The organism is Saccharothrix ecbatanensis (assembly GCF_014205015.1).
Classification (GTDB): Bacteria; Actinomycetota; Actinomycetes; order Mycobacteriales; family Pseudonocardiaceae; genus Actinosynnema; species Actinosynnema ecbatanense.
Map to the genome: position 1 here is coordinate 3,231,093 of NZ_JACHMO010000001.1, position 19,369 is coordinate 3,250,461.

The following is a 19,369-nucleotide window of genomic DNA, read 5'->3' on the forward strand; positions in this document are numbered from 1 at the left end:
CCCACCGACAAGGAACGCGGTCAGGCGCGGTCAAGGCTGGTCGGCGCCAGCGCCAGCCAGGCGATGAACAGCAGGAACACCAGCACCGATCTGATCAACCACCCGCCCACGGTGATCGTGCGGTCCGCGGTCCGGCGCATCAGGTTGATCACCGTGGCAGCGAGCAGCGCGGTCACCAGCACCACCCGAAGCGCCCGGACTCTTTCTTGACCGACTGTTCCATTAACGGCTAGGGTTGGCACGTGGCCAGGTCCAAGGAGTTCGATCCCGACGTCGCGGTGCGCGCGGCTATGGAGCTGTTCTGGCGCAAGGGGTACGAGGCCACGTCGATGCAGGACCTCGTCGATCACCTCGGCATCGGCAGGGGAAGCATCTACGGCACGTTCGGCAGCAAGCACGAGCTGTACCTGCTCGCGCTCGACCGGTATGCCGAACAGACCGGGGATGACGTGCTGGAACAGTTCTCACAGGGCGGCTCGGCACTGACAGCGGTGCGGGCACTGGTGCGGTCGTTCGCCGAGCACGCGCTGTCCGACACGGAGCGCAAGGGCTGCCTGGTCACCAACACCGCGGTGGAGTGCCTGCCGGGAGACGTGGGCCTCACCCGGCGCGTCGAGTCCAGCCTTGACGGACTCGAGACAGCCATCGCCGGTGCGCTCGTCCGGGCCCGCAACCAGGGTGATCTGGCCGAAGACAAGAATCCACGCGCGCTGGCCAGGTTGATCGTCACCCTGATACAGGGACTCAAGGTGATGGCCAAGGTGCCGGACCCGCGCAGGATGCGGGACGCCGTCGACCAGGCGTTGACACTGCTCGACTGAACCACGTTGCGGTACCACCGCTCCCGACTCCTTGTCGGCTGCGGTCAATCTGGAATGATCATTCAAGAACTCGGAGTGAACATGACGATGCGCAGAAGGACGATCCTCGGCGCAGGTGCTGTTGGCGGGCTGTTGGCGGCGAGTGGTTCGTCGCCGATGGCTTCCGCCGGCTCGGCGCCTGATGACCGCGCCCTGGTGAACTCGCTGCACGGCGGATTCCGGGAAGGCTACGCCACGGTCAACGGGGTGCGGCTGCACTTCGTCGTCGGTGGCCGGGGCAAGCCGGTGGTGCTGCTGCCCGGCTGGCCGCGTACCTGGTGGGAGTTCCACAAGGTGCTGCCGGAGCTGGCCCGCAACCACCGGGTGATCGCCGTGGACATGCGTGGCATGGGCCGTTCCGACAAGCCGGCCGGTGGCTACGACAAGAAGACGATGGCGGCGGACATCGCGGCGCTGGTGCGGTGGTTCGGCTACGACCAGGTGGACGTCATCGGCTCGGACATCGGCGCGATGGTCGCGTTCAGCTTCGCCGCCAACCACCGGGACCTGCTCCGCAGACTCGTGTTGCTCGACGTCGCGCACCCGGAGCAGGGCATGTACCAGCTCACGCTGCTACCCCGACCCGATCAGACGTCCCACCTGTGGTGGTTCGCGTTCAACCAGGTGCGCGGCCTGCCGGAGCAACTGCTCGCCGGCCGCGCCCGCGTGCTGATCGACTACCTGTGCGACAACGCGCTGGTCAACCACGACGCGGTGTCGGAACACGACCGCGAGATCTACGCACGCGCCTACAACACCCCGGACGCCATCCGCGCCGGCAACGGCTGGTACCAGACGTTCGCGCAGGACATCGCCGACGACGACACCTACACCCCGATCACGGCCCCACTCCTGGCCCTGGCTGCCGAACCCAACCACCCCTACCTCGCCCACCTGCTCCCCGCCAAGGCCACCGACTACCAACTGACCAAGGTGGAGAACACCGGCCACTACCTCATCGAAGAACAACCCGCCCAGGCCCTCGCCCACATCATTCCCCACCTGGCCTGACATTCGTCCACAGTGGACGGTGGCGCGCTATTGATCTTTGCCACTCGACGTTCGCACATGTTGCGCCCTTGCCGTACTTGGATGTCGCCGAAAAGTCGCGGTACGGTCGGGAGCGCTCCCAGATCGCTTCCTCCACTCTGCTCGAGGAGCTGAAACATGTCGCGACGGCGTTGTCGCACGGCCACCATCCCGGCCGGCCTGCTCGTTCTGGCCCTGTCCGCGTTCCTGTTGCCCTCGGTGTCGGCGGCCGGCACCGCCGCAACCGGCACATCCCACACCCGCGCGGTACCACTCACCGAGTTGACCGTGGCATCCGAACGGGTGGCTTCCGGCCTGCGGCGTCCGATCGCGATCACCGGGCTGCCGGACGGCCGGATGCTGATCGCGGAGAAGGAGGGCACCGTCCGCGCCTACCACCCCGACACCGGTCTGGCGGCCGAGCCGGTGCTCGACCTGACCGCCCGGATCGACACGTCGGACAACGAGCGCGGCCTCCTCGGTATCACGCCCGCGCCGAACTTCGCGCGGACCGGGATCCTGTACGTGGCCTACACGAGCCAACCGGCCGGCGAGCTGACCCTGGCGCGCGTGGCCATCGGCGCTCCTGAGCGGGTGCAGGTGCTGCTCACCCAGGAGCACGCCGAGTACGGCAACCACAACGGCGGACAGGTGGCGTTCGGCCGCGACGGCTACCTCTACTGGTCCCTCGGCGACGGCGGCCACGCGTACGACCCGTTCAAGGCGGGTCAGGACCTCGGCACCCTGCTCGGCAAGATCGTGCGGATCGACGTCAACCGCACGTGCGGGGCGAAGCCCTACTGCGTCCCCTTCAGCAACCCGTTCGTCCGCGTGCCGGGCGCTCGGGCGGAGATCTGGCTCTACGGGCTGCGCAACCCGTGGCGGTTCTCCGTCGACCCGGTCGACGGCTCGCTGTGGATCGGTGACGTCGGCCAGGGCCTGGTCGAGGAGATCAACCACATCCGCCCGTGGCAGGGTGGGGCGAACCTCGGCTGGTCCTGCCGGGAGGGCACCCCGGTGTTCGACCCGCAGCAGTGCCGGGCGGGCGGGCGGTACACCGACCCGGTCTTCGAGTACGACCACTACAACGGCAACTGCTCGGTGACCGGCGGCGTGGTGTACCGAGGGTTCCGGACCCCGGCGGCGTGGGGCACCTACGTCGCGAGCGACTACTGCTCGACCACTGTGTTCGCCGTGCGTCCCAAGCTCGACGGCAGCTACGAGTCCGCCACGATCGGCAACTTCCCCACCCAGCCGACCGCGATCGGCACCGACGTGCACGGTGAGCTGTACGTGCTCAGCGACCTCCCGGGATACCTGAACCGAGTGCGGTTCGAGCGGGTCCAGCCGGCCGCTGACGGCGGGGTGGCGAACCGTCGTGCCACACGCTGAGCTGGAAAGCGTCAGTGGCGGGCGTCAGTGGCGGGCGTCAGTGGCGGGCGTCAGGTTGGGCGTCAGGGAGACGGCCGGTGGTGTTCGGGGGAAGTAAGGGGGCTGGGGCGGCGCCGTGGCGGCGTTGACGTCGGCCGTACTCGGTGATGGCTTGCCACAGGTCACGTCGGTCGGTGTCGGGCCAGTAGTCGGGGGTGAAGTACAGCTCTGCGTAGGCGGCGTGCCAGGGAAGGAAGTTGGAGGTGCGCTGTTCGTTGCCGGTGCGCCACAGCAGGTCCACGTCCGGCATGTCGGGGTGCGGCAGATGGCGGGCGAAGTCGTCCGGACCGATGAGGTGGGGATCGATTTCGCCCGCTCGGGCGGCCTGGGCGAGTGCGGCTGCGGTCCGCGTGATCTCCTCGCGGCCGCCGTAGTCGAGGCAGATGGTGAGCGTCAGTCCGGTGCGGTTGCGGGTGCGGTGCTCTTCGCGCCTGATGGCGTGGACGAGTTCCTCGGGCAGTCTGTCGGGACGGCCGGACCAGCGCTGGCGCACGTCCAGGTCACGGAGGGGGCCCTCGTCGAGTTCTCGTCGAACCCCGTCGAAAATCGCTGTGACTTCCTCTGTGTCGCGTTTCCAGTTCTCGTTGGAGAACGCGTAGAGGGTCAGGTGGCGCAGACCGATCTCCAGGGCGCCGAAGACCATCTCGTGCGCGGCGGCGGTGCCGACGCGGTGGCCTTCACGGCGGGGCAGGCCGCGCTGCTCGGCCCAGCGGCCGTTGCCGTCCATGATGATCGCCACGTGGCTGGGCATCCGGTCGGCGGCGATCCGCGGGGGCCGAGCGCCTTCGCGGTGCGGTGGCGGGGGCCGGAGCCCGGTGCCGTCGTCCGCCAGGCCCGGACCGTTCACGTCCACCACGGAGGGCCGGGGATCCGGCACGGTCAGGGAGGTCAGGCTCCAGGCCAGGATCGAGCGGAGGCGGGCGGGGACCAACACCCGGGCGCGGGCCGCGACAGAGGGACGCGGGGGGCGTTTCAGCAGGGCGGGGCCGGCCGCGTCGATGGCGTCGAGTTGCAGGCGCATCAACTCGGCCGCCGTGTCGAGCACGGTGGCGACGCCGGGGTGCATTCCTCTGGTCATGGCGGGTCTGGTCACCCGTCGGCGGGCCTGGGCCGTCAGCTCGGCGATCAAGGCCGCCACGGCCGGGCTCCAGCGGCGTTGGGCCAAGTCGGCCTCTGCGCCGGGAAAGGGCTCCAGGGCTTCCAGCGGCACTAGCAGGCGCCCCTGGTCGAGGTCGGTGCTCAGGTCGGTGAGGAGGTCGGTGAGCTGGGCGCCGGCGACGAAGTCCTCGTAGTCGGCGTGCCGGTCCAACCGCAGCGTCATCGGCGCACCGGCCTGTTCGAACATCTGCCGCACTTGCTCGACCCAGGGCACGATTTCTTCGTTGCTCCAGGCCCTCAGCGCGGCCCAGTCGGCGAAGCGCAGACCGTGTGCGTCGTCCCGTGTCCTGGCCATCGCGCCTTCCAGGCTGGACAGGTCCAGACGCCACCGCCTCGCCGCGTCCACCAGGGCGTACCGGATCGGGTCGGTGCTCGTGCCCACCGCCAGATCGTGCTTCAGCGCCTTGGTCCAGGCCTCGACGCGGGCCGCACGCTGAGCCGGCTCCACGTCCGGTTGGTCCGCCAGGTCGTCGAGGACGCTGGCGGTCGCCCACAGGGCCCAGCACGCCGGGCGCAGCACGGCAGGCATGAGCTGGATGATGGCGTGGATCGCGGGATCGTGCGTTCGTGTGGTGCGGCGGCACAGCCGGTACGCCGTCCGCAGGGCGGGATCCTCGCCCATCAGCGCACGGGCGGTGGCTCGGCCCTGCCACGCGGGCGTGGCCGCGTCGAGGGGGGCGGGGGTGGGCTGCGGGTTTGTGCGCATCTCGGGATCGGTACCTCAGGGTGCTTTCGTGTCGGACGGCGAAGCCGATGGGGCGGCGCGGCGCTGCGGCCTGACCACACGTCGACGGTAGGCATGATGCACGTCCCCCCGGACCTCCACGCCCACTTCCCCCATATACTTGGACCAACCGCGGTCAAACTTCCCAACGATCACGGCGCGGGGACGATACGAGCCCCATCCCAACGGTACGGCGTCGGCGGGCGTCGTGTGCGGATCTCGTCTAATGGTGCGGTCGCGGTCCACGGCGACGTCTATTGACGCGGCATGATGACCAGCCGCGCTACCCCGACTGGCTTACCCGGGCGTGCGGCCGAACTCCCGTGTGCGGAGCGTGACGTCAGATACGGGACAGGGAAGTGCCGTGTCCATTGTGCACTCAATCCGGGCGAATCACCGCTCGCCGCTTGGGAACGGCTCGGCAGTGGTCAACCATGAGATGGACCTCGACCGACGACGAAGGACCACGGAGTGACGGCGATTGAGGAAGCGCCAAGGTCGAAGGCGGACACACCGGGCACTGCCGCGGTGATGTCGGCGGGGCCGCGCCTGCTCACGCCCAACGGCTCTGTACTCACCCCTGAGCGCGAGTTGGTCGAGTCGGCGGATGGTGAGCTCCGGAGCGGGCTCCCCGCAAACATCCGAGAGATGCGGGTGCCGGCGTCGGGTGCCAGCCGGCTCGGTCGCCCGTTCACGCAGGACGTGGACGCGCTTGCGGCGGACGTGTCCGCCCCGGAGCAACCAGCGCCGGCTGCGCGGCCCATCACGAGCGGGACATGACCGGCGCGGTCGACGTCCTGGTGGCCGGAGCCGGTCCGGCGGGCGTCGCTGCGGCGCTCGCGGTGGCCCGTGCGGGTCACGATGTCCTGCTGGCCGAGGCAGGCCGGTTCGACCGGCGGCGACCGGGCGAGACCTTGTCGCCGCTCGCGGTCCGACTGCTCGAGCGCCTGGGTCTGCCGGTGTGCGGTGTTCCGAGTTGGGCTGCCGAGTCGGCCTGGGGCGCCGCCGCGACTGCCGAGGCGTCGTTCCTGCTCTCCCCACTGGGCTACGGCATGCACGTCGACCGGCAGGACTTCGACGCCGCCTTGGCCGGCGCTGTGGAGGACGCCGGTGCACGAGTTGCGCTGGGCGCACGGGTCACCGACTGCGAGCCGACCGCCCAGGGGTGGCTGGTGACGCTGAACGGCCGGCCCGTCCGGGCCCGAGCGGTGGTCGACGCCACCGGCCGCAACGCCTCGGTGGCCCGCCGCCTCGGTGCGACGTGGACCAGGTTGGACCACCTGGTCGGCGTCGCCGGGTACTTCGCGCACGAACCGGTCGATGGCGGCACCAGCCTGGTGGAGTCCGTCCGCGACGGGTGGTGGTACACCGCCCCGGTGCCACCCTCGCAGCGGGTCGCCGTGTTCGTCACCGACGCCGATCTCTGCCGCTCCGGCCGCTACCGCGAACCCTCGGTGTGGACCGCGGCGCTGGAGCGGACACGACACGTGGCGGCTCGGGTGGCCGGCGGGTCGCGGATCGGTCCGCTGGAGGTGCGTTCGGCCGCGTCCGGCGTGCTGTCCGACGCCGACGTGACCGGTCGGTGGCTCGCGATCGGTGACGCCGCGATGGCCGTCGACCCGCTGTCGGGGAGCGGCGTCGAACGCGCGTTGCGCACCGGATACGCGGGCGGCGAGGCGATGTCGCACTGGCTGGTCGCCGACGACGGCCCGCCGAGCGACCACCGCGCGACGCTCGACCACGAGCTGACCGAGTACTTGGCCGCCCGCGCCGACTACTACCGGCTCGAACAGCGTTGGGCTGACAGCCCTTTCTGGCGGCGACGCAACGCACCTGCTCCGCCGAGCACCACCTGACCACGCCGACCAACAACTACTCCGCCGGCAAAGTGTCGTACGACAAGGCGCTGACGGAGGCGATCCTCGACGGCACTTTCGTCTGCCACATCGCGTAAGTGAAGGACGTCTGGGTCGTCCGAGCCGATCGTCGAGTCATCCGTCGTGTCGTGTCGTGAACCGCGTGCGGTAGAACGGATTGCCCAACTCGCTGGTGCCGGTCGTGCGGACCTGGACGACGTCACCCGCCGTGTCACCGGTCGTGAACGGTCCCTCCACGATGGTCGTCGGTCCACTCGTCGCGGGTCGGGTCGTGTCCAGAGACGGAACAGCGACACCGTGGGCACCATCGGCGTGCGACGCACGGGCGGTGAGCGGGGAGTCGGTGACAGCGCTCACCTCGTACGGCAACGCCGTGTCGCCGGCCGCGATCCGGACCGACCACTGGCCGGTCCTCTCGTGCCGTTGGCGCCAGGTCTCCAGCGGTAGCTCGAACTGCATTGTGGTACTGCCGTCGACGTGACGGGTCAGCGTCACGTCCTCGCTCGTCCCGTCAATCCGCACACCCCCGGGTGAGGCGAGTTCCAGGCGCGGATTGGACGCGACGGGGGTGCGAACGGTGACTTTCACGCCCTGGTCTGTCTCCGTCAGCAACAGCGGCCAGGTGTGTTCTCGACCGGGGTCGACCACGCCACGCCCGTAGAGGGCGAGGTCGGCCTCCATCAACGCCAGTTGGGTGGGGGTCCGCCATACGTCTGCCGCGCCGAACGACGCGGTTTCGGCTTCGGCAGCGGGATTCGCCCACACCTGGTCGGCGGCGGGAAGGATGGTCGCCGCCGGCGGCTCCTTGCGCTGGGTTTCGAAGTAGCCCTTGGCGGCATGGACGACGAAGCCTGCGTAAGACCAGTACTCGCGCCACGCATCTCTACCATCGATTCCGCGTTGCCAGTCCTGGTACGGCGAGAGGTCGTCCGATTGGACGCGCACCTGGTTGGGGTACGGCACGGGCCACCAGTTGTCCCGGCACAGGGGGACATCGAATTGCCAAGGGTTGTACAGCGACGCCGTCAGCTGACCGGGCGCCACCGTGTCCGCGAGCCGCAGCAACTCGTACGGCTCCTTCCAGTTCGCTCGACTTTCCACGAAGCTGCCAACCTCGACACCAGGGTTGAACGAAGCGCCGACGGCGGCGTCCAAGGCGGCGCGGTCGAGACCTTCCGGGGTGATCGTGGTGTCCGGTCGTGGGGAGTCGTCGGTCCAGTCCCGGAGGAACCTGTCTTTCCGCCACAGCGTCATGACCCGGTATTGCCGCGTGGTGAGACTGACCAGGTTGAGCTTGGGCATCTTGGTGTCGTCATGCTCTCCGGGCTTGCGGAGCCATGCGTAGATCTTCCTGCGCTCACTCTCGCCGTAGACGGGGTCCGGCCAGCGGGTGTGGTGGTAGCCGTTCGCCTCCTTGTTCACCGCCCACATCGTGCGCGCTCGTTGGAGGATCGGGTGGACGTCCTTCTCGTACGAGGGGATGTCGGTGTCGGGGAGTGAGTCGTCCGGCAGGACTTCCACGACTTCCAGGATCCTGTCCCACAGCGTGACCACGCTGTCGAGCTGAGGGGCGTACTTCGGCGGTCCGGTGACCACCCACGCGCGGAGCACCGGTGGTGTGGCCCCCGACGACGTGATCGTGACCTTCGCGGTGACCTCCCCGTCAGACGTGTCGTCGTACCTCTGCTCGTCGCTTCCGCCCGCGATTCCTTTCCCACCGAGGAACAAGAGGTTGCCTCGCTCGTCGGTGCGCAATTCGCCCAGGTAGACGTCGACGGGTTGCGTGCCGACCGTGAACTTGCCGACGATCTTCTTCGCCGCGGACGCGCCCTGACCGCGCCCGCTGATGCTCACCTTGCCCGGGTCGATGACGTGGTCGTCGCCGGCCTTCCGGTTGGCGACGCCGACAGTCCATTCGATGCCGACCTGGTCCGAGTGGGTGAGTTCGATGGATTCCGTGCCAGCCTGGTTGTACCCGAAGCACCTGAACCGGGCGGCTTGGCGTTTGATCCGGAGGCTGCTGTCCTTGAACTTGCCGTCATGAGGCGCCGGCGGAACACCGGGCAGTTCGGGGCCGATGAAGTACTCGCTGTCGCTGTCGCCGACCCTGGCGATCCCGATGGCCGGGTGAATGCGGACGGTCGCCACCTGTGAGATGTCCATGTCGTCGCCCCTATCGCACCTGTGCCCTGAATTCCGGTCCGTATACCGCGGCCTGCTTCTTCTGCTTCTCGATCAGCCGATCCGCGAGTTGTTCCAGTTTGATCATCTCCACTACGGCGTCCTTCAGCCGCGCAGGGTTTTCCGGCTTCCACAGCGCCACCACAGTGGTCAGCACGGCGTGGTACTGCTCGTTGAACGCGTCCAGTTCCGAGCGGACCGATGCGGCCGCGTCGGACCAGCCGCCTTTCGGCACCTCGGGCATGGGGTGGACCGCAGGTCGGGGGACGGGGTCACCGCTGAACGCCCACTTCCCGGGCGCGGTCTCGACGATGCGCTTCCCGTGCCACACCTCGCCGAAGCGGTAGTAGTGGGCCATCTCGGCGTACTCGCCGATCGTGGGGGAACTGGTGGTGCCCTCACCCTGCTCCGTGATGAGGTCGATGGCTTTCACCATCTGGTCACTCGTCCCGATCGCGAACACCTCGTCGCCGCCGATGCGGCCGGTGACCTGGACGCCGGAGGGCTGGGCCGGGAAGTGCTTCCGGTAGGCCGTCTTGATCGCGGCGTAGAACTTGCCTATGGTGGGGTACTTCTCGGCGCGGGCCAACGGATTTTCTGGCTTCTCGATGGTCATGAACGTCTTGAGCACGTCGTCCTGCTGCTCGGCTTGGGCGCTCACACCTTTCAGACACACGGTCAGACCCGAATGCACGTTTCCGGGCAACCCGGTCACCGGATACGCCGGCGCGTGCAGTTCAGGCGTCTTGCCCAAGTTCGTCATCAGGTTGCCGACCATCGCCATGTGGAACATCTCCTGCCACACGATGCCGCGGATCGCGTCGGCGACATCACATCGGCGGTCCTTGACCGACCACAGTGCGTACAAGTACGGCGGAATGGTGGCGTACTCAAGGTCGAACGCATGCCCCAACGCCGTCTTCAACCATTCCTTGTCGTGTTTCGCCGGGTCGACGGACAGTAGGCCGGGAATGTCGAGTTCCGCTGTCGTGGTCATGGAATTCCCTCGAGTCGGCAGGACGGGCGGCTCACGTCGCCTGTCGTTCCGATGCTCCGCACCTGGTCAAAACCGCGCAACGACCGCATGCGGACGCCACCTGACCAGGGCACGACGTTCACTCGGCGGTGCGAGACAGTTCGCTCCGATCCGGCGCGCAAACCCGACTTCTGGGCGATATTCGGCCGCAGGTCTGGAGCGGAAGTGCCGGATGTCGTCACATTCTTGCCGATATCGCCACTCGATCGTGCGGTCAGCACCGGTGAGTGGCATCGGCCAAGATCGATGTGACGTCCCGAAGCGAGCTCTGCCCGATCGAGTAGACGACCAGCTCGCGTCGGTGACACGGGTTGCCCTGACTTGCGATCAGTGATTCCAGCCGCCACTGTGGACGGTAGAGATCTTCCTCGAAGGATCGCGAGCTCAGGCGGAGAATACTCCACCCCGCAGTAGCCGACATGCATTACATCATCGACCGGCGCGACGGCTGTGGTGGACGCGGCCCTGCCGGTCGACTGTGACGCCGATGGAGAAGCGAGGAGAGGTCGAGGTGGACAAGCGGGCGAGGGCGCCTCGTCCACTTGAACTGGCGGAGCCGCTCAAGAGGTTCCGCGAGTTCGCCTACGACAATCCGGAGATCTACGTCTTCTTCATGGACATGTTCGAGCAGTTGTCCCACAAGCCGACCTCGACCGGATATCCCCGGGTCAAGTCGTTCGACGACATGTTGCAACTCATCGACAAGGTGATCAAGACTGTCCCCGAGTACAACCGGACAGGACTCGTCGGATTCCCGATCAACGGGATCCTGAACTGGGCCATGGGAACACCGGCCGGATTCGCGGCGTTCCTGGAGAAGAGGGTGAACGAGCAGTTCAAAACCATCCTGGACAGCTGGGCGGAGTACTTGGAATCGGCAGCGTCGCGCGATGGCCTGAAGACCGGCAAATGGTTGGACGAGGATGCGCTCAAGGTCATGTCGGACAAGGATGACACCGGCAAGGTGGTGGTGGAGTTCAAGGATCTCTTCACCTGCGATCCGACCAAGCCGTATTACGGCTTCACATCATGGAACAACTTCTTCACGCGGGACTTCCAAGACCCGGCAGAACATCGACCCATCGATGCCGGTGACGACGTCGTGGTGAGCGCGTGCGAGGCGTCTCCCTATCGGTTGAGCAGGAATGTGGAGCTTTACCGGAATTTTTCCGTCAAAGGGCAGCCGTATTCACTCGCACACTTGCTCGACACCGCACACAAGGGAAACGGGGAGCCCGGCGCGAGCGATTTCGTCGGCGGCACGGTCTACCAAGGTTTCCTTCAGGCGCTCAATTACCACCAGTGGCACAGTCCGGTCAAGGGAAAAATCGTCGCGTGCCGCAAGATCCCGGGCTCGTACTACTCAGCGGCGCCCTCGGCACTGTGCGACCCGGCGGCGCCGGACATCTCGCAGGGGTACATCGCCCACGTCGCCACCCGGGTGTTGATCTACATCAAGGCCGAGAACGAGAAGATCGGCACACTGTGTTTCGTCGCCATCGGCATGGCCGAGGTTTCGTCCTGCGTGATTAATGAGGAGATCAAGCCCAACGCACCGGTGGAGAAGGGGCAGAAGCTGGGCGAGTTCCGGTACGGCGGCTCGTCGCACTGCCTCGTCTTCAATCCCGAAGTCAAGCTCAAGTTCATCGACAATGTCGAGAAGATCGATCGTGACGCACCCACGACGGTCCGGGTCAACGCCAAACTGGCGACGGTCCAGGCGGGCTCGAACTGACCTGGGGACTCCTGGTCGCCTGGAACGGCCTGCTGGAACTCGTAGTGCCCGTGCACCAGCGGTGCGTTGTCCGTCTCGCTGCCGATGCACTCATGAGCTTCTTCACCTTGGCGGGCAGGTCCTTCCGGCCGGGGTCGTCCGCGGTGGCTGGGACGTTCATGTCCGTTCTCCCGTCCCGGCCGTCAGGACCGGTTGTTGTTGGGTGATGCAGTGCGCTCCCCCACCGGCGGCGAACAGTCTGCGTGCGTCGACCGGGACGATCTCGCGGCCCGGATACACCTCCGCGAGAACCTCTGCCGCCTCCTCGTCGGCGGGGTCGTCGAAGGTCCCGACGATGACCGCGCCGTTGCAGACCACGTGGTTGACATAGCTGTAGTCCGACCAGCCGCACTCGTCCCGCAGTGTCCTCGGCGCGGGCAGCCGCCGGACCTCCAACGGACGGCACTCGGCGTCCGTTGCCTGCCTCAGCACGTCGATGGCCCGGCGGGAGACCTCGTGGTCGGGGTGTTCGTCATTGCGCTGGTGGTGCACCAGCACGCGGCCCGGCTCGGTGAACGTGGCCAGCAGGTCGACATGGCCCCGGGCGCCGAACTGTCCGTAGTCGGCGGTCAGCCCGCGCGGCAGCCAGATCACCTTGCGCGCGCCCACCGCACGGGCCAACCGCGCCTCGACCCGGTCCCGAGCCCAGCCGAGGTTCCGGTCGGGATCCTGCATCACCGTCTCGGTGACCAGGAACGTGCCCTGTCCGTCGGTGTGCAGCCCGCCGCCCTCGGCCACCAGCTCCGAGCCGATCACCTCGGCGTCGACCAGCTGCGCGACAGTACGCGCCACCTGCGCGTCGGCCTCCCAACTCGCCCACTCCTGCGCGCCCCAGCCGTTGAACACCCAGTCCACCGCGCCCAACCGCGGCTGCTTCTCGTCGCTGAGCACGAAGGTCGGGCCGATGTCCCGCATCCAGGAGTCGTCCAACCGGGCCTCCCGCTGCTCGACCCGCGGGTCGAGCAGCCGCCGGGCGTGCTCCCGCTCCCGTTCGATCACCAGAATCGTCACCGGCTGGAAGGCGACGATGGCGTTGGCGACCGCCGCCCACGCCTCCCGGGCGGTTTCCGCCTCCTCCGGAGTACTGCCCAGCGTGTAAGCCGATGCCGGCCAGGCCATCCACGTCCGCTCCTGCCTACGCGTCTCCGCCGGCATCCACCAACCCACACCATCAGCCACTCTCTCGGGCCAACACCCGGAACCTTGAACGCGGGGGCGTCAACACGCGACGGTCGCGCCAATGGACGCGTGGATGTCGATTGCCCTGCCGTTGTTTCATCCACCAGGCTGGTGCTGACGGCCGAGACGCTGCGCGTCGACCTGGACTCGTCCACAGGCGCGTTCCACGGCGGCGCGACCGGCATCCTCTACGGCCTCGGCGACCCCGGCGTGCCCTCGCGCGACCTGATCGCGGGCATGAAGCCGCGGACCATCGCGCGGCTCGTACGTCGAAGGCCTGGGCAACACCGGCACCTTGACCATCCCGCGCCCGGCCGGGTTCGGCTCCGGTCAGTACAACCTCACCGTGGCGTACGCCCAAGCTGACAAGAACACCGGCCACCCGTACAACACCGACACCGTCACCCGAACGCTTGTCACCACAGAGGAAGGCGGCGACGCGACCAGCGCGCCGTACCGTCACAACTACACCTGGGACGGCTTCTGGCCGGAAACCTCACCACTCGACCTGGTCACCGACAACGGCTCCCTCACGTTCGGCAACCCCACCGGTTCGGGCCCGAACGTCGACTGGCTCCAACTCGCCCCGCTCGTCGTGGCGAGCTCGGTGAAGCCCCGGCGCTGAGGTCACCCCAGCACGACGGTGTCTCAGGCGAGTTCGAGTGCCGCCTGGCCGCCGAGCGACTCAGCTGTCCCAGGCCGGGCTGGTGTTGGGCGGGTAGGGAGAGCTGGAGGCGCCCTTCACCCAGCCGTCCACGTCCTGCCCGTCCCATTTCAGCAGTGTCTCGGCGTTCCGGACGCACATGCCGTAGTCGAGGCTCCCGAACAGGCGGCTGACGGTGATCTGCTGGTTGAGCTGCTGGTACCCCTTGCCTGTCTTGTACTCCATCTGCACGGTGGTCCGGAGCCGCCCGAGGCGCAGATCCCCGTTCACCACGGTCAGGACGCCCTGCTGCACATTGCTGTTCTTCTGCTGCTGCCCCTTGTTCTCGACCGCCAGCTGGCCGATCTTCTTGAAGGAGTTGATGACGCCGGTGAGCGCGTCCGGCGTCACCAGCCCTCCGATCAAGTCGGTCACCGCCGAGATGGCCGGCGCCAGGGAGAGGGACGAGATGGACACGCTGCGGCTGTCGCCAGTGATGTTGGCGAGGAACGGCATCGTTCTGAACTGGAGTTCGAAGATGATCCACCGAATGAGATCGAACAGCGTGGATGACTGATCGAAGCCGGCGGAGTCCTGGGTCTTGCGCAGGATGGTGGCGGCCACGGACTGCCATGAGCCGAAGGACTCCAGCGGCCCCAGGCTGGGCAGCCCGCTGTTGTCTCCGCCATAGGCGTTGCCGACCCCTGTCTCCTGGTCGCTGTCGGCCAGCACGCGACCGTCGGGTCCCAGCAGCCCGAGCTTCGCCAACACCTCCCGCGGCGGCGCCTGTCTGACCTCCGCCCACATGGCGATCTCCAACGCTTCCTGCCGCGCCTGCTCTTGAGTCGGACTGCTCACGGTCGTCCTCCGGCACTCAGGATGCGCGCGCGGCGTACTGCTCACGCGACTCGCAGATCAACCGCTCGATGTCCTCCACCGTCTCCACCTGGGGGATGGCCTCGAAGCCCAGGTTGACCTGGAAGCCAAGCTCGATCGCGCCCAGCAGGCGGAAGAGCTTCATGGAGTCGACCCCTGGCAGTTCCCTCACCATGGTGGAGTTTTCGATCTCCTCGGGACACTCCTCGCCGCTGAGTTCCAACTTCTCGCGGATCAGGGAGTACAGCTGCTCTCGCTCTTGGGGGGTCAGACGGGTGTTCATGGGCTGCTCCTCGTCGAGGTGTGTGGATGGTGTTCAGCTCGCGCGGGAGCGCGCTCCACCGTGGAGAGCTCCCTCGAGATATTGCTGCCTTGTCTTGCTCCGCTTCACCTTGCCGCTGGACGTCTTGGGCAGCTCCCCCGGCGCCAGCAGGAGGATCTCCGCCACGGGCAGGGAAAGCTTCGTCTGGACGTGGCCGCGGACCTGCCGCGCCACCGTGGCGGCGTCCCGCCCGCGGAGCTCGGCGACGATCACCACCTCCTCGGTGATCCGGCCTGGCCGGGTGAAGGCCACGACGTTGCCCTTGCGCAGGCCGGGCACCTCGGCCGCGGCCCACTCCACCGTCTGGGGGTCGTGATTGCGCCCGTTGATGATCAGCAGGTCCTTCTTGCGGCTCGTCACGTAGAGGATGCCTTCCGCCAGGTATCCGCAATCCCCCGTGCGCAGGCCGTGAGCCGTGAAGCTCCGCCGGGTCGCCTCCGCGTCACCGTGGTAGCCCGCGGCCACGCTCGGCCCCTGGAAGACCACCTCGCCGATGTGCCGCTCCGGGAGCGGATTGCCCTCGTCGTCCACGATGAGGATCCGGTGACCCGCGACGGGGCGTCCGCAGGGCACGAACGCCACCTGCGACCCGGGGATCTCCGCCGCCTCCGAGGCGGGTCGCGCGAGGCCGCTCGCGTGGTAGGGCTCCTTCTGGATGACGTCCAGGGCGAACGGAACCCCGATCTCGCTGAACGAGATCGCGAGCGTCGCCTCTGCCATGCCGTAACACGGCACCACTGCACCCGGCCGCAGCCCCGCCGCCGCGAAGTGCGCCGCGAAGGAGCGCAGCGTCTCGGGGTGGTTGGGCTCTGCGCCGCAGCCCACGACCCTCAGGCAGGACAGGTCCAGCCGCTGGAGCTCCTCCGCCGAGGTGTGCTTGACGGCCAGCGCCAGGCCGAAGTTGGGCGCGAAGGTCACGGTCGCGCGGTGGCGGCTCACGGTTTCCAGCCAGCGCCTCGGTGAGAGCGCGAAGCGCAGCGGCGAGAGGAAGGTCACCGGGCAGCGCGCGATCAGCGGCGCCAGCACGAAACCGACCAGCCCCATGTCGTGGTGCATGGGCAACCAGCTCACGCCCCGGTCTCGCCCGCGCTCGAGGCGAAGGGCGCTGATGATGGCCGCGCAGTTGGCGAGCACGTTGGCGTGCGTGACCCGCACTCCCTTGGGTGCCGCCGTGCTCCCCGAGGTGAACTGCAAGAACATCACGTCCTCCGGGAGGATCGCCTCCGGCTGGGGCGCACTCCCGACCAGGGGCTCGGCGAAGAACTCCTCCGAGACGACAGCCTCCAGGCCCTCGACCGCCTGGAAGAGCGGTTCGAGCGGGTCCGCCAGGATCCGGGGCGTCAAGAGCGCGCGGGCTCCTGCCGCGCGGAGGATGTGGGCGGCGTCCTCGCAGTACGCCTCGAACTTGCCGAAGCCCATGGGCGGGTACATGGGGACCGGGATGACGCCCACCGAGACCGCGCCCAGGAAGGTGAGGACGAACTCCTGCTCCTCGGGGACTATGAGCGCGATGCGCTCCCCCTTGCGCAAGCCGCTCTGGAGCAGCAGGCGCCCCCGGCGCAGTGCCTCCCGCGACAGCTCCGACCAGCTCACGAAGTGCTCGCGCCCGTCCGCTCGGATGAACGTGTAGCCGCTGTCCGAGTGGCCGAGGTTTTCGGCGAGGACCCGGGTGAAGGTCGAGGCCGTCGCTCCCTCTGGAGGCAGCGCTTCGGTGAAGAACATGGGACCTGCCTGGGGTGAAGGGCTCCCGGGGCGGCAGCCCCCCGCGTGGACAGGCCGTCCACGCGGGGGGCTCACACCGGGAGTCCGGTGGATGGCAGAAAGGTCTTGAACCGGATTACTGGTTCCAGGCCGGACTCTGGTTGGGCGGCTTCGGGGCGCTGGCCGTCTGGTTCTCCCAGTCATCCACGTCCTGGCCGTCCCACTTGAGCAGCGTGGCGGAGTGGCGCTGGCACTTGTCGAAGTCGAGCACGCCGTAGCCGCGGTAGACAGTGAGGCTCTGCTGCAACTGCTCGTACCCCTTGCCCTTCTTGTACTCCATCGACACGTCGGTCCGGACGGCTCCGAGGTAGAGCGCGCTGGCATGGCGCGACAGGACCCCGACCTGCTGGTTGGTGTTCTTCTGCGACTGCCCCTGGTTCTCGAGCGCCAGCGTGCCGATCTTCTTGATGGTCGTCACGATGCCTTCGAAGTTCTGCGGCGTCATGAAGTTCTGGATCAGGTCCGACACCGCATCGACCGCACTCTTCAGGGAGAGCTTGGTGATGGACGCGTTGCGGTTGTCGAGCGTGTACGTCAGGAAGAACGGAATCGTGGAGAACTTCTCGATGAATTTGCTCCAAGCGACCGGGTCGAAGGTCGCGCTCCCCGGGTTGAAGCCGCTGAGGGTCACGGCCTTGTGCACGATGGTGCTGCCAACGGACTCCCACGAGCCGAAGCTCGACAGAGACCCCAGGTCGGGCAGCTGGCTACCGTCTCCCCCCGCCTTGTTGCCCACCGCCTGGTCTTTGTCCCCGGAGTCGAGCTCCGTGAGCGCGGCCCTCGTGGCGGCGTCCAGTTCGGGGGGAGGCAACTCCCACAGCGCGACCTCCACGGCCTCTCGGCTCAACTGGGACTGGCTGATCTCGGTCATGACTGCTCCTTGTCTACGGGTGAGGTGCTACACAGCGACACGAGACGACGTGTCAAGAGAGGGCTCGGGTGTCCAGGCAGGGCTGTCATTGGGTGACACGGCGTAGCTGTTCGTGTTGCGAACCCAGGCATTCACTTGGGTACCCCACGTGAGCAGCGTATTGGCGTGGCGAATGCACTTGTCGAAGTCGAGCACGCCGAAGCCGCGGTAGATGTCGAGGGTCTGCGGCGGCGCCTCGTACCCTTTGCCCTGCTTGTACCGCATCGCCACCGTGGTCCGGACGGCTCCGAGGTAGAGCTTGCCGACATTGCGCGAGAGGAGCCCGAGCTGCTGATTGCTGTCCTTCTCCGGCTGCCCTTCGGTCCGGGTCGCCAGCGCGGCCATCTTCTTGACGGCCGTCTTGACGTCTTCGAAGTTCTGCGGCGTCATGAAGTTCTGGACCAGGTCCGACACCGCATCGACGATCTTGTCCAAGGCGAGCGGGGAAATGGACGCACTGCGGCGGTCGACCGTGTACGTCGCGAAGAATGGAATCGTAGAGAACCTCTGGAGGAACTTGTTCCACGCGACGGGGTCGTAGTCCAGGCTCCCCGGGTTGAATCCGCTCAGGGCCGCCGTCTTGAACAGAACCGTGCTGGCGACGTTCTCCCACGAGCCGAAGCTCGACAGAGGACCCAGGTCGGGCAGCCCGCTGCCGTCTCCCACGTCAACGTTGCCGACCACCTGCTCCTGGTTCTTGGAGTCGAACTGCGCGAGCGCGGATGTCATGGCGGCGTCGAGCCGGGGGGAAGGCATCTCCCACAGCGCGATCTCCACCGCCTCTCCGCGCAAGTGGGACTGACCGATCTCGGTCATGACTGCTCCTTGTCTACGGGTGAGGTGTTACACAGCGAGACGAGACGACGTTTACTGCCCCAATTAGGTGGTTGCAGGAATCTCAAGCCGCCCCACCAGCCGGAGCACCCGCTTAAGATCCTCCGCCTACCGAGGGATACCGGGGAAGACCGTTGCCACGAACGCCGTTGAATGCATCCGTCCCAGCGCATATCCAACGATCAAACACACACCACCCGTTTTCCCCGCCCCTGGCCGGACTTCACCAGATTGGGTCCCCACGGGCCGCTTCACGGCGACGCTGTGCAATGTCACGTCGCGCACGGTCCTCGACCGTGTGCGATTTTGGCCTCATGTGCGTGCATGTGATCATCTCAGGTTTGAGATGCGCATTCCGGGAGGCACCCGGATGGAGAGTGACGTGATCCAGGCGAGTATCGAAGCGCTATGAACGCGAGAGCGACCGCTCATCGCGCCGAAGTGATCACTCGACTACAGGTTGATCATCGCGATCGAGGTTGAGGGCGCACACCGGTTATCGCCCGCGGAGCCTGAGCTGCTGCGGTTGCGGGTGGTGGCTGCGCTGGAGTCCGTGCCAGGCGCTCGTGCCATCGCATGAGGGGGTGGCGTGTGACCAGTCGGTGCCGGCGCAGTAGCCGGGGGCGCGTCAGTGCGGCGAACGCGACGACCCAGGGCCGCTCGCCGAGCAGCCAGACCGCGGCCACAACGGACGGCAGCGGCCCGGAACCGCGGGCGAGCGGGTACACCACGGCCACGTCGCCCACCCGGTATCCCCGCTGCGGCAACACGAAG

The 19,369-nt window shown here is 67.4% G+C and carries 16 protein-coding genes and 1 pseudogene; 6 read left to right on the forward strand and 11 right to left on the reverse strand.

Translation table 11 applies throughout. The annotated features are described in order from the left end of the window. Window positions 1-20 precede the first annotated feature (20 nt). Window positions 21-176, reverse strand: coding sequence for a hypothetical protein (locus F4560_RS13820; protein ID WP_184920146.1), 156 nt, complete (start codon window positions 174-176; stop codon window positions 21-23). A 66-nt stretch (window positions 177-242) separates the two neighbouring features. On the opposite strand from F4560_RS13820, the gene F4560_RS13825 reads away from it, so the two are divergent. The 3 genes from F4560_RS13825 (at window position 243) to F4560_RS13835 (ending at window position 3,281) form a co-directional block, all read left to right on the forward strand. Beyond that, window positions 243-821 carry a TetR/AcrR family transcriptional regulator gene (locus tag F4560_RS13825; RefSeq protein WP_184920148.1) on the forward strand — a complete coding sequence of 193 codons (579 nt, stop codon included), beginning with the start codon at window positions 243-245 and terminating at the stop codon, window positions 819-821. Between the two features lie 81 nt (window positions 822-902). Beyond that, window positions 903-1,871, forward strand: coding sequence for an alpha/beta fold hydrolase (locus F4560_RS13830; protein WP_184920149.1), 969 nt, complete (start codon window positions 903-905; stop codon window positions 1,869-1,871). Between the two features lie 156 nt (window positions 1,872-2,027). Then, entirely contained in the window at window positions 2,028-3,281 is a 1,254-nt protein-coding gene (locus F4560_RS13835; protein WP_184920151.1) for a PQQ-dependent sugar dehydrogenase, read from the forward strand. Between the two features lie 37 nt (window positions 3,282-3,318). Here the strand turns inward: F4560_RS13835 and uppS are convergent, their stop codons facing one another. Continuing rightward, window positions 3,319-5,184, reverse strand: a complete 1,866-nt coding sequence (gene uppS, locus F4560_RS13840; protein ID WP_184920153.1) for a polyprenyl diphosphate synthase — start codon at window positions 5,182-5,184, stop codon at window positions 3,319-3,321. A gap of 794 nt (window positions 5,185-5,978) precedes the next feature. Between uppS and F4560_RS13845 the strand changes: the two genes are divergently transcribed. After that, on the forward strand, window positions 5,979-7,058 hold the full coding sequence (locus F4560_RS13845) for a tryptophan 7-halogenase (RefSeq protein WP_184920154.1): 1,080 nt from the start codon (window positions 5,979-5,981) through the stop codon (window positions 7,056-7,058). A gap of 135 nt (window positions 7,059-7,193) precedes the next feature. On the opposite strand, the gene F4560_RS13850 is transcribed toward F4560_RS13845, so the two are convergent. Further along, window positions 7,194-9,242 (reverse strand): LodA/GoxA family CTQ-dependent oxidase, encoded by a 2,049-nt coding sequence (locus tag F4560_RS13850; protein WP_184920156.1) that lies wholly within the window; start codon window positions 9,240-9,242, stop codon window positions 7,194-7,196. 10 nt (window positions 9,243-9,252) lie between these two features. Further along, a complete protein-coding gene (locus F4560_RS13855) occupies window positions 9,253-10,185 on the reverse strand; it encodes a ferritin-like domain-containing protein (protein ID WP_221483482.1) in 933 nt (310 codons plus the stop codon). A 598-nt stretch (window positions 10,186-10,783) separates the two neighbouring features. Here F4560_RS13855 and F4560_RS13860 point away from each other — a divergent pair. Further along, entirely contained in the window at window positions 10,784-12,031 is a 1,248-nt protein-coding gene (locus F4560_RS13860) for a phosphatidylserine decarboxylase family protein (protein ID WP_221483483.1), read from the forward strand. 156 nt (window positions 12,032-12,187) lie between these two features. Here the strand turns inward: F4560_RS13860 and F4560_RS13865 are convergent, their stop codons facing one another. Further along, window positions 12,188-13,225: an agmatine deiminase family protein gene (locus tag F4560_RS13865; RefSeq protein WP_184920162.1), complete on the reverse strand. Its 1,038-nt coding sequence runs from the start codon at window positions 13,223-13,225 to the stop codon at window positions 12,188-12,190. Window positions 13,226-13,544: 319 nt separating this feature from the next. Between F4560_RS13865 and F4560_RS13870 the strand changes: the two genes are divergently transcribed. Further along, window positions 13,545-13,874 carry a carbohydrate-binding protein gene (locus tag F4560_RS13870; RefSeq protein WP_184920163.1) on the forward strand — a complete coding sequence of 110 codons (330 nt, stop codon included), beginning with the start codon at window positions 13,545-13,547 and terminating at the stop codon, window positions 13,872-13,874. 60 nt (window positions 13,875-13,934) lie between these two features. Here F4560_RS13870 and F4560_RS13875 read toward each other — a convergent pair whose 3' ends face one another. From F4560_RS13875 to F4560_RS44445, 6 genes and pseudogenes are all read right to left on the reverse strand, one after another. Continuing rightward, a complete protein-coding gene (locus F4560_RS13875) occupies window positions 13,935-14,750 on the reverse strand; it encodes a hypothetical protein (RefSeq protein ID WP_184920164.1) in 816 nt (271 codons plus the stop codon). A 16-nt stretch (window positions 14,751-14,766) separates the two neighbouring features. Next, window positions 14,767-15,051: an acyl carrier protein gene (locus tag F4560_RS13880; protein WP_184920165.1), complete on the reverse strand. Its 285-nt coding sequence runs from the start codon at window positions 15,049-15,051 to the stop codon at window positions 14,767-14,769. Between the two features lie 33 nt (window positions 15,052-15,084). After that, on the reverse strand, window positions 15,085-16,812 hold the full coding sequence (locus F4560_RS13885; protein WP_184920166.1) for a fatty acyl-AMP ligase: 1,728 nt from the start codon (window positions 16,810-16,812) through the stop codon (window positions 15,085-15,087). Window positions 16,813-16,927: 115 nt separating this feature from the next. Next, window positions 16,928-17,722, reverse strand: a complete 795-nt coding sequence (locus F4560_RS13890) for a hypothetical protein (protein ID WP_184920167.1) — start codon at window positions 17,720-17,722, stop codon at window positions 16,928-16,930. Window positions 17,723-17,749: 27 nt separating this feature from the next. Then, window positions 17,750-18,577 carry a hypothetical protein gene (locus F4560_RS13895; protein ID WP_184920168.1) on the reverse strand — a complete coding sequence of 276 codons (828 nt, stop codon included), beginning with the start codon at window positions 18,575-18,577 and terminating at the stop codon, window positions 17,750-17,752. Between the two features lie 671 nt (window positions 18,578-19,248). Continuing rightward, window positions 19,249-19,365, reverse strand: a pseudogene (locus tag F4560_RS44445) (EamA family transporter); the annotation flags it as partial. Between the last annotated feature and the right edge of the window lie 4 nt (window positions 19,366-19,369).